Genomic DNA, 14,098 nt, shown 5'->3' with positions numbered 1-14,098 from the left:
CTCTACGGGACCACGGTGACCGGCCAGCGCCCCGCCTTCACCAGGCGTACGGCCACCGAACCGATGAAGCGGTGCCCGGCGGACTCCGAGGCCCCGACCACCACCGCGTCCGCCTTCAGCTCGTCGGCCGCCGTGACCAGGCCGTTGTAGGGGTCGCCCCGGAAGGTGTGGAACTCCCACCGCATGTCCCACGCGTCACTGAAGCGCTCGGTGGCCTCACGGATCTCGGTGACCAGGGAATCCGCGACCTCGCCCGTCGTGTCGCCGACCGGCACGCCCAGAGCGGCGCCCGCCGCCATGACCGGCTGGACGTACACCAGAGCCAGCATGGCGTTCTGGCGACGGGCCAGTCCGGCGGCGTAGGCCGCCGCGCGCATCGACGAATCGGAGCCGTCGAGCCCCGCGACGATCACCTTGGGGCCGTCCGTACCGCGTTCGAACCGATAAGGCTGCTGCTCTGTCACGGCTCCGAGGCTATCGGCTCGTTCGAAGGACGAGACTCCGGGACGGCGCAGGGCTCCGGTGAAGGGCTTCGGTGAAGATGAACATACTGCGTCGATCGGGTACAAAACGGTCGGCATCCGGTGTCGACGGCCGAGGGAGGCGTCCGGCCGTGCGAGCAGTTGGCCATGACGAGTGATCACACCGGACCCGAGCGCCGCACCCTGCTGAGGGTCGCCCTCGGCCTCGGAACCGCCGCCGCCGTGCACCTGATCGTCGCCGATCCGGCCTCGACGCCCAGCGGCCCCGCACGCGCCGCCGGCACCCCGCCCGCACCGGCCGCGGGGCCCCCGGCGAACGTGCGGGGGAGGCCATCCCCGTACCGGCTCGACCCCATGACCGCGGGCAGCCCGCCCCGGTTCCGCCCGGCCAGGCCGCCCGTGCGCACCCGGCCCTTCGAGCACCTTCCCGACCTCGGGCACTCGATGGTCCTCAGCTTCGACGACGGGCCCGACCCCCTCTACACCCCGGACATCCTGGCCACCCTGCGCGAACACGGGGCCCGCGCGATGTTCTTCGTCTGCGGCGAGATGGCGGACGGCAGTCCGGACCTGCTGCGCGAGATGGCCGACGACGGCCATGTGGTGGGCAACCACTCCTGGTCCCACCCGCTGATCCCGAAGCTCTCCCGCCCCGCGATCCGCGACGAGCTGGGACGTACCAGCGACGTGGTGGAGCGGGTGCTCGGCGCCCCGCCGCTGTGGTACCGCGCCCCCTACGGAGCGTGGAACCGCAACTCCTTCGAGATCGGGGCCGAGTTGGGCATGGAGCCGATGGCCTGGACCGTGGACACGCTGGACTGGAAGGAGCCGGGGACCGGCACGATCGTCCGCCGGGTACTGGACGGGGCGGCGCCCGGCGTCGTCGTCCTCTCGCACGACGCGGGCGGTGACCGCTCGCAGAGCGTCGCGGCCCTGCGCCGCTATCTCCCCCGGCTGCTGGAGGCCGGTTACCGCATCACGGTGCCGCACCGCGTCTGAGCACGTGTGCGCATGGTGCTGTCCCCGGCGAACCGCCGGGGGCACCACCATGGGGGACGGGTTCGGTCAGCGGGTGTCGACGAGCCGGGCGAAGACCACCACGTTGCCGTCGTAGCCGCCTGCCTTGGAATAGCCCCCGCCGCAGGTGATGACCCGCAGCTCCGCGTGGCCGGTGTCGCCGTAGACGCGGGGGCCGGGGAAGTCGTTCTTGGAGAAGACCTCGACCCCGTACACCTCGAAGATCCCGACCCGTCCGTCGTAGCGGGAGACCTCTACGCGGTGGCCCTTCTGGAGCGAGCCGAGGCCGTAGAAGACGGCGGGCCCGGACGTGTTGTCGACATGGCCGACGACCACGGCGGTGCCCCGCTGGCCGGGGGCGATGCCGTTCTGGTACCAGCCGGCGAGGTTGGGGTCCTCGGCGGGCGGGGCGTCGATCCACCCGTTGGCGTCCAGGTTGACGTCGATGATCGGGGCGTCCACATCGATGGAACCGATCTTCACCCGGGAGGCCGGGGCGTACGGCAGTGGCTGCACCGGCTCGCCCTCCACCGGCGGACCCGCGACGTCCTTGCCCAGGTCCAGCGAGGCGGCCGCCGCGGGCTGAGGCGGGCCCGCCTCCCCGAACTCCGTGCCGTTGCGCATGAGGGCGAGGCCGCTGAGCATCACCAGGGCGATCGCCCCCCATGGCACACGTCTGGTCCGCTCGGCGCCAGCGTAGTCCCGGCCCATGGTTCTCCCTTCGTCGCGACGCTGTGAACGTTAAGGGCGTCACGACGGGGCGGCGATCAGGAAGAGGCGAACGGGTGGCGACGGGGCGGGGCCCCTGAGGGATGACTGCCCATCGGAGTAATGAGCAGATAAAACTTCTGATGGTCTGTGACCTGCGGGTCCGTCAGGTTCAGGGGTTTTCGTACGGCGTGTCGCGTCACCGGGGTGGAGCAGTGCCGAAGTGCGAGCCACCGGTCGGCTGGTGAGTGTTCGTCATGGGAGGCGTTCTCGTCGATCCCGGGGGACAGGCCCCCGGGGGCGTTTCCCGCTGGAGGTTCACACGATGCGTGCTTCACGCGCTCTCGCGGTCACCGCGACCGCTTTCGCGGCCGTCGGGCTCGCGGCCCCCATGGCCGTCGCCACCAACGGCCCGGTCAACGTCGCCGTCAACCCTCAGTCCGTCCACCAGGGTGGCACGCTGAAGGTCACCGCGCAGGGCTGCGGTCACGGCGGCAAGGTCTGGTCGAACGCGTTCCCCACGACCGGCCTGTCGGCGGGTGACGGCACCAACTACGCCCACGCCCGAGTCCGGAACAACACCACGCCGGGGCAGTACCACCTCTCCGTGAAGTGCAGTGACAACGACCGGATCGCGACGCACAAGTTCACCGTGCTCGCCGGCAACGGCGCGCAGGGCGGGCTCGGCGGCTCGATGGGCCCGAGCTCCGTGGAGATGCAGGTCGGCGGCGGTCTGGTGGCCGCTGCGGCCGTCGGTGGCGCGGTCTTCCTCGTCCGGCGCCGGCGGACGAGCCATGCGGCGTTCTAAGGCGTCGAACCTCCCGTCCGGCCCGATACGCCCGTCGCCCCGAGTCCTGGATCAGGACCCGGGGCGACTGTCGTGTGCCGCATGATCGCGGTCAGTGGCGGCGGTCGGCGTTACGGCGGCGCGCGAAGTACAGGGCGCCCGAGGCCGCCGCGACCACCAGCGCCCCGCCGGCGGCGACCTCCACCGTGTCGGTGGCGCCGGAGCTGCCGCCGAGTCCGCCGCGCACCCCGCCGGGCACGAGGGTCGTCGAGCTGGCCGTCGGGACCGTGGTGGGAGTCGGGGTCGGGGTGGGACTGCTCGTCGCGCCGCCGGTGATCGTCAGGTTGACGTTGCGGGAGGTGCCGGTGGAGCCGCAGGTGAACGTCACCGCGTAGACGGCTCCCCGGCGGGCGTCCGTGTCGACGGTGGCCGTGGCCGACGTGGAGCCGCTCGGGATGGTGGCGGTGTCGAAGACGCCCGAGCTGACGGTCGTCTCGCCCGTGCAGCCACCGGCGCCGAGGGTGACCCGGCCGCCCGGTGCGATGACCGAGGGCGTGATCGTCGGGTTGAACGTGCTGGAGGCCCCGTCCGGTGCGGCGAAGGCGGTGGACGGGGCGATCAGCGTCAGGGCACTGGCGCCGAGCAGGGCGAGCGGTGCGACACGTATCGCGCGCATGGTGGATCCTCCGGGTTCCCCGAGGGGCAGCTGCGGAACCAATTTCCACATAGCAGGAAAAATGCACCTCGATGCCCGACACGCTAGGAGCGGTCCTCCCGACCCGCGATCGGGGTCCGGCGAATGGGTCAGTCCGTCCCCCGACCGGCCCACCGGCCGGGGGAGCGGGCGTCAGCCGGCGGCCCCCGGGAACATGTCGAGGAACGGTTCGGCGGTGGCCGAGATGCCCCGGCCGAAGGGCGCGTCGAAGTCCCAGATCAGGAAGAGCAGGAAGGCGATCAGCGCGCTGAACAGGCCCGCCAGGAGCAGTTCCCGGAACGTTCTGCGGATCTGCAGGGTGAAGATCAGCCCGACGGTCACCAGCGCCCCGATGATCAGCCCGAACCAGACCACTCCGGGCATCGTCGCCCCGGCGTTCTGCCCCCGTGAACTGCGGGCGTCGTCCGCCGCCGCCACCTGGTCGACCAGCGGCTGGTAGGCCTGCCCCTCGTGATCGGTCTTCGGCTCGTAGTCGGTGACGTCCGCCCGCACCTTGTTCAGCAACTCGGTGCCGCGCTCGGTGAGCGTGTTCCGCTCCGACATCACCTTCCACTCGTCGTTGACGACATGGCTGACATAGGCGTCCACGTCCGCCCGGATGCGGTCGCGAACCTCCGCCGGATAGACGGACGCCCGCGCCTGCACCTCGTGCAGCGCCTGCGCTTCGATGCGTACGGACTCCTGGGCGGCGCTGCGCCCCTCCCAGACCCCGGCGATGGCGAGCCCCAGGACGATCGCGTAGACCACGCCGATCATCATCGTCATGTACTCGATGACGTCGGGGGTCTCGGAGGGATCGTCGTCGTCCCCGACCCGCCGGTTGTTCAGGACGACGATGATGAGGACGACCGCGCAGGCGGACGCCATGGCAATGCTCAGTACGAGCCATTCGGACATGCATCTCTCCTGGTCAGCGGGATGATCGCGGGCGCAGCACGGCGACGGCGAACACCGCCGGGGCGGTGATGAGCAGAGTCAGCGACACCAGCGACGGCCCGCTCCGCGGCTGTTTACGGGCCGGTTTGCGGTACGTCGGCAGCGCGACGGGCCGGGGCTCCGGCGGCTCGGCCCGCACCGGGGGCTTCGGTGAGGGTGAGGGCTTCGGGGGTGCCGGAGCCGGAGGGGGTGGTGGCGGAGGGGGCGGTGGCGCGGGAGGCGGGGGCGGCGGAGGCGGTGGTTCCGCGACGACCGGAGGGGGTGGAGGCGGCGGCGGTGGGGGAGGAGGCGGTGGTGGTGGCGGGGGCGCCGGTTTCGGCGGGGGCGGCGGGGGAGGCGGCTCCGGCTCGGTGACCGCGACGCAGCCCCCGTCGCCCGCCACGGCGACCGAGGAACTGCCGTCGCCCTGCCCGATCGAGGCCACCGCGCAGTTGTCGGCGGTCGCGGGCAGCGGTACGGCTGTCAGCCAGAGGAGTGCGGCGGCTGCAGTGAGCCGCACGATGCGTGATCCGTACACGACGGGGAGCATGATCCAAGGCGCCGGGGAACACGCGGTTCCCGCGGGTGATTCGCCTGATCGTGCGGTTAATGGGCCATTCGTGTTTAAGCGGCCGTTCCCGACCCGCCGAATTCTTCTCGGCCTTCCTTTGAACGCGACCCCGTTGACGTCCCGTACCTAGGGCCATGAACGGCGCGGCCCCGCGCCGGCATCGAAATCGCTACGACGAAGCACCACGGGAGTCGACATGAACACCTGGCGCAACGCCTCGCTCGCGGTCACCGCCGCGGCTCTGTTGACGCTCACGACGGCGTGCGGTCAGGAGCAGGGAGGCACATCTCCCACTGGCCAGGCGGTGGGCAATGCGGCCCCGGCCCAGCAGCCGGCCGACAGCGGCTACGGATCGGCCAACGGGGGATACGGCTCCGGGGCCGACACGGAGGCGGCGGAGCCGAAGGAGGCCGGTCAACTCGCCGTCCAGGAGAGCAAGAAGCTCGGAAAGGTGCTCACCGACAGCGAGGGCTTCACGCTCTACCGCTTCGACAAGGACACCGCGAACCCGCCGAAGTCGAACTGTGAGGGCGAATGCGCCACGGCCTGGCCGGTGGTGGCGTCGGGCAACGCCGTCGCCGCGGCCGGCACCGACGAAGAACTGCTCGGCGAGGTCACCCGCCCCGACGGCACCAGTCAACTCACCGTCGACGGCTGGCCGATGTACCGGTACGCGAAGGACACCGCCCCGGGCCAGGTGAACGGGCAGGGCGTCGGCGGCACGTGGTTCGCCGCGGCCCCCGACGGCAAGAAGGCGGAGAAGAACGCCGACAGCGAAGGCGTCGCCGAAGACGGCGAAGGGGGCGCCGAACCGGCCGACCCTGCAGGGCTTTCGGTCCGCAAGGACCCGGAACTCGGCGACATCGTGGTGGACGGCCGGGGTATGACGGTTTACCGCTTCACCAAGGACTCCGCCTGGCCGATGAAGACCGCCTGCACGGGCGAGTGCCTCAAGAAGTGGCCGGTAGTCGCCCCCATGGCCAAAAATGCTGTGGACGGTGTGACGACGAAGGGATTCGTCACCTTCGACCGCCCCGACGGCATCAAGCAGCAGACCATCGACTGCTGGCCCATCTACACCTTCGCGGGCGACGAGAAGCCCGGCGACACCAACGGACAGGGAGTCGGCGGCACCTGGTATGCCGTTTCCCCCGATTCCAAACTCGTCGGCGCCGCCAAGTAATCACGGACCACCGCAGAACAATCGCCCAGGAGCCCCAAGTGGCCCCGAACCACCGGGAAACGGCGTCCGGAGTGCCGGTCCGTCGCTGTCCGCACACGCGCAGCGACGGACCGACCGGGTATGCCACCTGAGTGTGACCAATAACGGATCGCTAATTTCCGTTTCCACTCGCTCTCCTGGCGGCCGATCAGTAGCCTCTGGTCAACACTGACCATGAACATGGCCGGATCGCCGTGGCGAACTTGTTGGAGACATCGATGGAGCGTCCCGCCTGGGCACCGCAGGGCATAGACATTTCGGTGCCGAGCGTGTCCCGCATGTACGACTTCTATCTGGGCGGATCGCACAATTTCGAGGTGGACCGGGAAGCCGCGCGCAAGGCCATGGAGTTCCTCCCGGGCCTTCCCAAGATCATGCAGGCCAATCGCGCCTTTATGCGCCGGGCCGTCCGCTACGCCGTCGACTCGGGCATCGACCAGTTCCTGGACATCGGCTCCGGCATCCCGACGTTCGGCAACGTCCACGAGGTCGCCCAGGCCGCCGACCCGGCCGCCAAGGTGGCGTACGTCGACCACGACCCGGTCGCCGTCGCCCACAGCCAGGCCGTGCTGGAGGGCAACGACCGCGCGGTCATCGCCACCGCCGATCTGCGCCGCCCCAAGGAGATCCTGGCCAACCCGGACATCACCGGACTGCTCGACCTGGACCGCCCGGTGGCGCTGCTGCTGGTCGCGGTGCTCCACTTCGTCGAGGACGCCGACGACCCGCGCGCCGCGGTCGCCGAACTGCGCGAGGCCTTGGCCCCCGGGAGCCTCATCGTCCTGACCCACGCCTCGTACGAGGGCATCCCGCTGCCCGAGAAGGAGGCGGCCGGCACGGTCGGCGTCTACCAGAACATCCGCAACCCGCTGATCATGCGCTCGCACGAGGAGATCGGCCGGTTCTTCGACGGCTACGAGATGGTCGAGCCGGGACTCGTGTCGATGCCCGAATGGCGGCCCGACACCCCGCAGTCGCCGGAACAGGAAGACCCGTACGCCTTCTCGGGCTTCGGCGGGGTCGGGCGCAAGGCGTGAGCATTCCCGCCCAGGCGTCCGGGGAACCGGACGCGGAACCCGACGGCCCGGAGGGCCGGCTCCGGAGATTCGCCAGAATCTGGAGCCGGGCCATCTTCCCCCTGACGGCCACCTCCCTCACCCGGCCCGAGTTCGAAGAGCATCTGGTGCCCCTGGCACGCGAGCTGAACGGCATCCTGCACGCCCACCCCTTCGACGCCTCACCCGCCCAGCGGGTCGGCGCGGCCCTGATCGAGGCGCACTGCACCGATCCGGACGCCCTCAGCTCCACGCTCGGCGTCGTCGACTCCTACCTCGTGCTGTACTGCGGCGGCAACGGACCCGGCCCGCTGTCCACCGAGGACGGCCGGGCCCGCTGCGCCCGGATCCAGCACACCCTGGCCGCCGGGTTCACCGGGGCCCTGCGGGAGCGCACGCTCGCCGAGCAGGAGGCCATCGCCCGCTCGGCGCTGACCGCCCGCTCGCACGCCGAACAGGCCCTGCACGCCACCGAGGCACGGTTCCGCGCGGTCTTCAAGGACGCCGCCATCGGCATCGGCATCGCCGACCTGGACGGCAACATCCTGGAGATCAACGACACGCTCACCAAGATGTTCGGCGGGCTCGAACACCACGTCCGCAGCCACAAGGTGAACGAGTGGGTCCACCCCGAGGACTCGCCGCAGGTGTGGAAGTTCTACGACGAGCTGGTACGCGGCGAACGCGAGCACTACCGGGTCGAGAAGGCGTACTACCGCAACGACGGCACCGTCCTGTGGACCAACCTCACCGTCTCGCTGCTGCGGGATCCCGAGGGCCGCCCGGAGTACCAGCTCGCGCTCATGGAGGACACCACCGAGCGGCGGCTGCTCAACCTGCGGCTGCGGTACGAGGCCACCCACGACGCACTCACCGGCCTGCCCAACCGGACCCTGTTCTTCGAGCGTCTGGAGAAGGCCCTCACCGCCCAGGAAGGCGTCCGCTTCGGCCTCTGCTACCTGGACCTCGACGGCTTCAAGGCCATCAACGACAGCCTCGGCCACGCCGCCGGCGACCGTCTCCTGGTCGAGGTCGCCGACCGGCTCCAGAGCTGCGCCACCGCACCCGGCGAGATGGTCGCCCGGCTCGGCGGCGACGAGTTCGTCGCCCTGACCACCGGACCGGACACCGCCGAAGAGGTGCACGAGCTGGCCGGCCGCATCCTGAACGCGCTCGCCACCCCGATTCGCCTCGACGGACGCGAGCTCTCCGTCCGGGGCTCGATCGGCATCGTCGAAGGGCCGTCCGGGGAGCGCAGCGCCGCCGAGGTGCTGCGCAGCGCCGACATCACGATGTACCGGGCCAAGGCGGCGGGCGGCAACCGCTTCCAGCTCGCCGACGCGGAGGCCGACGCACGCGCCATCACCCGGCACGGGCTGACCACCTCGCTCCCGGCCGCCCTGGACCGGGGCGAGTTCTTCATCGAGTACCAGCCGCTCGTCCACCTCGGCGACGGCACGGTGCACGGCGCGGAGGCGCTCGTACGGTGGTGCCATCCGCAGCACGGGGTGCTCGGCCCCGACCGGTTCATCCCGCTCGCCGAGCACACCGGGCTCATCGTGCCGCTCGGCCGCTGGGTGCTGGAGGAGTCCGTACGGCAGGCGAACTTCTGGCAGGAGCGGCACAGCGACGGCGGCCCGCTGCGGATCAACGTCAACCTCTCGCCGACCCAGCTGCACCACCCCCGGTTGGTCGCGGAGACGGTCGACGTACTGGAACGGTCCGGTCTGGAGCCGGGCGCGCTCTGCCTGGAGGTGACCGAGTCCGCCCTGATCGGCGCCGACGACGATCTCCTCAAGCCGCTGCGGCAGCTCGCGGAGATGGGCGTCGACATCGCGCTCGACGACTTCGGCACGGGCTACTCGAACCTGGCGAACCTGCGCAGGCTGCCGGTGAGCGTGCTCAAGCTGGACCGTTCCTTCACCCGGGGCATGCAGCAGCACCCGGCGGACCCGGTCGACCTGAAGATCGTCGAGGGCATCGTGTCGCTGGCCCACAGCCTGGAGCTGGCCGTCACGGTGGAGGGTGTGGAGACGGGCGCCCAGGCCGAGCAGCTGCGCCGGATCGGCTGCGACACCGCCCAGGGCTGGTACTACGCCCGCCCCGGGGCCCCGGACCGCATCCACTCGTTGCTGCTGGCGGACGCGGTCTGAGCGGTCGCCGGGCGGGGCCCCCGCCCGGCCGTCGGGCCCACGTCAGCCGGCGACCGGCCGGTGCTCCAGCAGCATCCGCTGGAGTTCGCGCGCGGCCCGGGGCGGATCCACGTCGCTGCGGTGCGCCAGCGCGATCGTGCGCCGCAGCCCGTCCCCCGCCAGCGGAGTCCTCCGCAGGTCGTGGCCCGCCCGGGCGGCCGCCATGCTCGGCACCACGGCGATGCCGAGCCCCGCACGTACGAAACCGAGCACCGCGTCCATCTCGCCGCCCTCGACGGTGAACGTCGGCTCGAAGCCCTCCGCCCGGCACGCGGCGAGCGTCAGCTCCCGCAGGTTGTACCCGTGCCGGAACATCACCAGCGGCGCCCCCTCCAGATCCGCGATCCGGATCGACCCGCCCCGCCCCGGGGGCGGCTCCGTGGCCGCGGACACCACCACCAGGTCCTCCCGCAGCAGTTCCACCGTGGTCAGCGCGGGCGAGGCGGCCGGCAGCGGGAGCACCACCAGCGCCAGGTCGAGCGCTCCGCGCGCCAGCTGACGTACGAGGTCGTGCGAGCCGCCCTCCTCCAGCAGCAGCCGCACCCCCGGATGCCGGTCGTGGAAGGCGCGCAGCATGTCCGGCAGCAGCCCGGTGCACAGGCTCGGCGTCGCCCCGAGCCGCACCCGGCCGCTGCGCAGCGAGACCAGCTCCTGGACCTCGTGACGCGCCGTCTCCGCGTCGGCGAGGATCCGCCGGGCCAGCGGCAGCAGCGCCTCGCCCGCGTCGGTGAGAGCAATGTTGCCCCGGGCCCGGCTGAACAGGTCCGCGCCCAACTCCGCCTCCAGCGCCCGGATCTGCTGGGAGAGCGAGGGCTGCGAGACATGCACCGCCTCGGCGGCCCGGGTGAAGTGCCGGGCCTCGGCGACGGCCACGAAGTAGGTGAGCTGCTGGAAATGCATACGTCGACGATAGTCCTCACCGATAGGCTCTGCCTATGGAGATCAGCCAGGCCATGTCTTGGACTGATCAGGCCTCCGCCCCTACCGTCGTTCCCATGGCATTGGCAACGCGGACGGACCGACGGCCGTCGATGACGCGTACGCTCTGGGACTCGACCGTCGGCAAGAAAACGATCATGGCCGTGAGCGGCCTGATCATGCTCGGGTATCTCGTCGCGCACATGGCGGGCAATCTGAAGATCTTCTTCGGGCCCGGTGAGTTCGACGGGTACGCCCACTGGCTGCGCACCATGGGCGAACCGATCCTGCACTACGAGTGGGCGCTGTGGATCGTCCGCGTGGGGCTCGTCGCCGCCGTCGTGCTGCACGGCGTCTCGGCGTACCAGCTCAGCCGCCGCGACATCCGGGCACGCCCGGCCAAGTACGTCCACAAGAAGCCACGGGCCAGCTACGCCACCCGGACCATGCGCTGGGGCGGGATCATCCTCGCGCTCTTCATCGTCTGGCACATCCTCGACCTGACGACCGGCACCGTGCACACGAGCTTCGAGGCCGGACACCCGTACCAGAACGTCATCGACACCTTCTCCACCTGGTACGGCAACGTCATCTACATCGTCGCGGTGCTCGCCATGGGCCTGCACGTCCAGCACGGCTTCTGGAGCGCCGCGCAGACGCTCGGCGTCGGCAACGCGACCCGCGACCGCATCCTGAAGACCCTCGCCAACCTCCTCGCGGCGGTGCTGACCCTGGGCTTCGTCTCCGTACCCGTCGCCGTCATGACCGGAGTGGTGAGCTGACATGCCCGACTACACGCAGTACCGCACGGGCGAGCCCGCCGTCGACACGAAGGCCCCCGAGGGCCCCGTCAACGAACGCTGGGACACCCGCCGCTTCCAAGCCAAACTCGTGAACCCCGCCAACCGGCGCAAACACACGGTCATCGTCGTCGGCACCGGCCTGGCCGGCGGCGCGGCCGGCGCCACCCTCGCCGAACAGGGCTACCACGTCGTCCAGTTCTGCTTCCAGGACTCGCCCCGCCGCGCCCACTCGGTCGCCGCGCAGGGCGGCATCAACGCCGCGAAGAACTACCGCAACGACGGCGACTCCATCCACCGGCTGTTCTACGACACCGTCAAGGGCGGCGACTTCCGCGCCCGAGAGTCCAACGTCCACCGCCTCGCGCAGATTTCGGTGGAGATCATCGACCAGTGCGTCGCCCAGGGCGTCCCCTTCGCCCGCGAGTACGGCGGCCTGCTCGACAACCGCTCCTTCGGCGGCGTCCAGGTCTCCCGTACGTTCTACGCGCGCGGCCAGACCGGACAGCAGCTCCTCCTCGGCGCCTACCAGGCGCTCTCCCGGCAGATCGCCACGGGCGGCGTCGAACTCCACGCCCGCACCGAGATGCTGGACCTGATCGTGGTCGACGGAAAGGCGCGCGGCATCGTCGCCCGCGACCTGGTCACCGGGAAGATCGACACCTACTTCGCCGACGCGGTCGTCCTGGCCACCGGTGGCTACGGCAACGTCTTCTACCTGTCGACCAACGCCATGAACTCCAACGCCACCGCCATCTGGCGGGCCCACCGGCGCGGCGCGTACATGGCCAACCCCTGCTTCACCCAGATCCACCCGACCTGCATCCCGCGCACCGGCGACCACCAGTCCAAACTGACGCTGATGAGCGAGTCGCTCCGCAACGACGGCCGCATCTGGGTTCCCAGGGCCAAGGGCGACACCCGCCCCGCCAACCAGATCCCCGAGGACGAGCGCGACTACTACCTGGAGCGCATCTACCCCGCCTTCGGCAACCTGGTGCCCCGCGACATCGCCTCCCGCGCCGCCAAGAACGTCTGCGACGAGGGGCGCGGCGTCGGCCCCGGCGGGCAAGGGGTCTACCTGGACTTCGCCGAGGCCATCGAGCGCATGGGGCGCAAGGCCGTCGAGGCCAAGTACGGCAACCTCTTCGACATGTACCAGCGGATCACCGACGAGGACCCCTACACGGTCCCGATGCGGATCTACCCCGCCGTGCACTACACGATGGGCGGCCTCTGGGTCGACTACGACCTCCAGACCACCATCCCCGGCCTCTTCGCGATCGGCGAGGCGAACTTCTCCGACCACGGGGCCAACCGGCTCGGGGCGTCCGCCCTGATGCAGGGCCTCGCCGACGGCTACTTCGTCCTGCCCTCCACCATCAACGACTACCTCGCCCGCAACCCGCACACCGAGCAGGTCGACGCCGAACACCCCGCCGTCGCCGAGGTGGTGGCGGAGACCGAGGACCGCATCAACCTGCTGCTCTCCGTCGACGGCGACCGCACCCCCGACTCCTTCCACCGCGAGATCGGTGAACTCATGTGGGAGTTCTGCGGGATGGCCCGCACCGAGGACGGCCTGCGCAAGGCGCTCGCCAAGATCCCGGAGATCCGCGACGAGTTCTGGCGGCGCATCAAGGTCCCCGGAACCGGCGAACAGTTCAACCAGTCGCTGGAGAAGGCGAATCGCATCGTCGACTACCTGGAGCTGGCCGAGCTCATGTGCCTCGACGCCCTGCACCGCGCCGAGTCCTGCGGCGGCCACTTCCGCGCGGAGTCCCAGACCGCGGACGGCGAGGCCGAACGGCGCGACGAGGAGTTCTCCTACGCCGCCGCCTGGGAGTTCACCGTCACCGGCGGCGCCCCTGTCCTGCACAAGGAAGACCTCGTCTTCGAGTACGTCCACCCCACCCAGCGGAGCTACGCATGAAGCTCACCCTGCGCGTCTGGCGTCAGCGCAACGCCGAAGAGCCCGGCGCCATGGCCACCTACGAAGTCGACGACATCTCCGCCGACATGTCGTTCCTGGAGATGCTCGACACCCTCAACGAGGAACTCACCCTCGCGGGGGACGAGCCCGTCGCTTTCGACCACGACTGCCGCGAGGGCATCTGCGGCGCGTGCAGCCTCGTCATCAACGGCGACGCCCACGGCCCGGAGCGCACCACCACCTGCCAGCTCCACATGCGGTCCTTCGCCGACGGCGACACGATCGATATCGAGCCCTGGCGGGCCTCCGCCTTCCCGGTCATCAAGGACCTGGTCGTGGACCGCTCCTCGTTCGACCGGATCATCCAGTCCGGCGGCTACATCTCCGCCCCCACGGGCACCGCCCCGGACGCCCACGCCACCCCGGTGCCCAAGCCGGATGCCGAACTCGCCTTCGAGAACGCGGAATGCATCGGCTGCGGCGCCTGTGTCGCGGCCTGCCCGAACGGCTCGGCGATGCTGTTCACCGCGGCCAAGGTCAACCACCTCAACGTCCTGCCGCAGGGCGCCCCCGAACGCGAGACCCGCGTCCTGGACATGGTGGCCCAGATGGACGAGGAGGGCTTCGGCGGCTGCACCCTGACCGGCGAATGCGCGACCGCCTGCCCGAAGGGCATCCCGTTGCCGTCGATCGCCGCGATGAACAAGGAGTGGCTGCGGGCGACCCGTAAAGTCCGCCGCTGACGGGGGAGTTGATCCCGTACGGACCCGGGTTCGCATCCGG

At 70.6% G+C, this 14,098-nt stretch carries 14 protein-coding genes; 9 read left to right on the top strand and 5 right to left on the bottom strand.

Translation table 11 applies throughout. From position 1 onward, the window contains the following. Positions 1-2: 2 nt before the first annotated feature. Positions 3-464 (bottom strand): universal stress protein, encoded by a 462-nt coding sequence (locus tag ACFWM7_RS03600; RefSeq protein ID WP_383254579.1) that lies wholly within the window; start codon positions 462-464, stop codon positions 3-5. Positions 465-629: 165 nt separating this feature from the next. Between ACFWM7_RS03600 and ACFWM7_RS03595 the strand changes: the two genes are divergently transcribed. Continuing rightward, on the top strand, positions 630-1,481 hold the full coding sequence (locus ACFWM7_RS03595) for a polysaccharide deacetylase family protein (protein ID WP_383254578.1): 852 nt from the start codon (positions 630-632) through the stop codon (positions 1,479-1,481). A gap of 66 nt (positions 1,482-1,547) precedes the next feature. Here the strand turns inward: ACFWM7_RS03595 and ACFWM7_RS03590 are convergent, their stop codons facing one another. Next, on the bottom strand, positions 1,548-2,210 hold the full coding sequence (locus tag ACFWM7_RS03590; protein ID WP_383254576.1) for a class F sortase: 663 nt from the start codon (positions 2,208-2,210) through the stop codon (positions 1,548-1,550). Between the two features lie 322 nt (positions 2,211-2,532). On the opposite strand from ACFWM7_RS03590, the gene ACFWM7_RS03585 reads away from it, so the two are divergent. Further along, complete coding sequence (locus ACFWM7_RS03585; protein WP_383254574.1) at positions 2,533-3,015, top strand: hypothetical protein; 483 nt, start codon at positions 2,533-2,535, stop codon at positions 3,013-3,015. Between the two features lie 91 nt (positions 3,016-3,106). Here ACFWM7_RS03585 and ACFWM7_RS03580 read toward each other — a convergent pair whose 3' ends face one another. After that, positions 3,107-3,670 (bottom strand): hypothetical protein, encoded by a 564-nt coding sequence (locus ACFWM7_RS03580; protein WP_383254572.1) that lies wholly within the window; start codon positions 3,668-3,670, stop codon positions 3,107-3,109. A gap of 171 nt (positions 3,671-3,841) precedes the next feature. Next, positions 3,842-4,606 carry a DUF4239 domain-containing protein gene (locus ACFWM7_RS03575; RefSeq protein WP_383254568.1) on the bottom strand — a complete coding sequence of 255 codons (765 nt, stop codon included), beginning with the start codon at positions 4,604-4,606 and terminating at the stop codon, positions 3,842-3,844. A 210-nt stretch (positions 4,607-4,816) separates the two neighbouring features. Here ACFWM7_RS03575 and ACFWM7_RS03570 point away from each other — a divergent pair, with 210 nt between their 5' ends. The 4 genes from ACFWM7_RS03570 to ACFWM7_RS03555 all read left to right on the top strand — a co-directional run bounded on the left by ACFWM7_RS03570 (position 4,817) and on the right by ACFWM7_RS03555 (position 9,625). Then, positions 4,817-4,999, top strand: coding sequence for a hypothetical protein (locus ACFWM7_RS03570; RefSeq protein WP_383254566.1), 183 nt, complete (start codon positions 4,817-4,819; stop codon positions 4,997-4,999). Between the two features lie 392 nt (positions 5,000-5,391). Continuing rightward, positions 5,392-6,378 (top strand): SCO0930 family lipoprotein, encoded by a 987-nt coding sequence (locus ACFWM7_RS03565; RefSeq protein WP_383254563.1) that lies wholly within the window; start codon positions 5,392-5,394, stop codon positions 6,376-6,378. Between the two features lie 257 nt (positions 6,379-6,635). Then, positions 6,636-7,454: an SAM-dependent methyltransferase gene (locus tag ACFWM7_RS03560; protein ID WP_383254559.1), complete on the top strand. Its 819-nt coding sequence runs from the start codon at positions 6,636-6,638 to the stop codon at positions 7,452-7,454. Continuing rightward, a complete protein-coding gene (locus ACFWM7_RS03555) occupies positions 7,451-9,625 on the top strand; it encodes a putative bifunctional diguanylate cyclase/phosphodiesterase (protein WP_383254555.1) in 2,175 nt (724 codons plus the stop codon). The genes ACFWM7_RS03560 and ACFWM7_RS03555 overlap by 4 nt, the downstream gene beginning before the upstream one ends. A gap of 42 nt (positions 9,626-9,667) precedes the next feature. Here ACFWM7_RS03555 and ACFWM7_RS03550 read toward each other — a convergent pair whose 3' ends face one another. Continuing rightward, complete coding sequence (locus ACFWM7_RS03550; protein WP_383254553.1) at positions 9,668-10,564, bottom strand: LysR family transcriptional regulator; 897 nt, start codon at positions 10,562-10,564, stop codon at positions 9,668-9,670. Between the two features lie 131 nt (positions 10,565-10,695). Between ACFWM7_RS03550 and ACFWM7_RS03545 the strand changes: the two genes are divergently transcribed. From ACFWM7_RS03545 to ACFWM7_RS03535, 3 genes are read left to right on the top strand one after another with little or no spacing between them, the layout of a single operon-like run. Beyond that, positions 10,696-11,364: a succinate dehydrogenase cytochrome b subunit gene (locus ACFWM7_RS03545; RefSeq protein ID WP_383254607.1), complete on the top strand. Its 669-nt coding sequence runs from the start codon at positions 10,696-10,698 to the stop codon at positions 11,362-11,364. Between the two features lies 1 nt (position 11,365). Next, the gene (locus ACFWM7_RS03540) at positions 11,366-13,315 is read left to right on the top strand and encodes a fumarate reductase/succinate dehydrogenase flavoprotein subunit (protein ID WP_383254551.1); all 1,950 of its coding nucleotides are present in this window, start codon (positions 11,366-11,368) and stop codon (positions 13,313-13,315) included. After that, complete coding sequence (locus ACFWM7_RS03535) at positions 13,312-14,058, top strand: succinate dehydrogenase/fumarate reductase iron-sulfur subunit (protein ID WP_383254549.1); 747 nt, start codon at positions 13,312-13,314, stop codon at positions 14,056-14,058. The genes ACFWM7_RS03540 and ACFWM7_RS03535 overlap by 4 nt, the downstream gene beginning before the upstream one ends. Positions 14,059-14,098: the final 40 nt, after the last annotated feature.

Origin of the sequence: Streptomyces sp. NPDC058375, from assembly GCF_042723425.1 — a bacterium.
Classification (GTDB): domain Bacteria; phylum Actinomycetota; class Actinomycetes; order Streptomycetales; family Streptomycetaceae; genus Streptomyces; species Streptomyces durocortorensis.
The sequence above is the reverse complement of the archived record's forward strand: the minus strand, read 5'-3'. Positions and strand labels throughout refer to the sequence as shown.

Coding starts and splice junctions, on each gene's coding strand:
- ACFWM7_RS03595 (WP_383254578.1), top strand. CDS start 630: ATGACGAGTGATCACACCGGACCCGAGCGCCGCACCCTGCTGAGGGTC.
- ACFWM7_RS03575 (WP_383254568.1), bottom strand. CDS start 4,606: ATGTCCGAATGGCTCGTACTGAGCATTGCCATGGCGTCCGCCTGCGCG.
- ACFWM7_RS03560 (WP_383254559.1), top strand. CDS start 6,636: ATGGAGCGTCCCGCCTGGGCACCGCAGGGCATAGACATTTCGGTGCCG.
- ACFWM7_RS03585 (WP_383254574.1), top strand. CDS start 2,533: ATGCGTGCTTCACGCGCTCTCGCGGTCACCGCGACCGCTTTCGCGGCC.
- ACFWM7_RS03565 (WP_383254563.1), top strand. CDS start 5,392: ATGAACACCTGGCGCAACGCCTCGCTCGCGGTCACCGCCGCGGCTCTG.
- ACFWM7_RS03580 (WP_383254572.1), bottom strand. CDS start 3,670: ATGCGCGCGATACGTGTCGCACCGCTCGCCCTGCTCGGCGCCAGTGCC.
- ACFWM7_RS03540 (WP_383254551.1), top strand. CDS start 11,366: ATGCCCGACTACACGCAGTACCGCACGGGCGAGCCCGCCGTCGACACG.
- ACFWM7_RS03590 (WP_383254576.1), bottom strand. CDS start 2,210: ATGGGCCGGGACTACGCTGGCGCCGAGCGGACCAGACGTGTGCCATGG.
- ACFWM7_RS03535 (WP_383254549.1), top strand. CDS start 13,312: ATGAAGCTCACCCTGCGCGTCTGGCGTCAGCGCAACGCCGAAGAGCCC.
- ACFWM7_RS03550 (WP_383254553.1), bottom strand. CDS start 10,564: ATGCATTTCCAGCAGCTCACCTACTTCGTGGCCGTCGCCGAGGCCCGG.
- ACFWM7_RS03545 (WP_383254607.1), top strand. CDS start 10,696: ATGACGCGTACGCTCTGGGACTCGACCGTCGGCAAGAAAACGATCATG.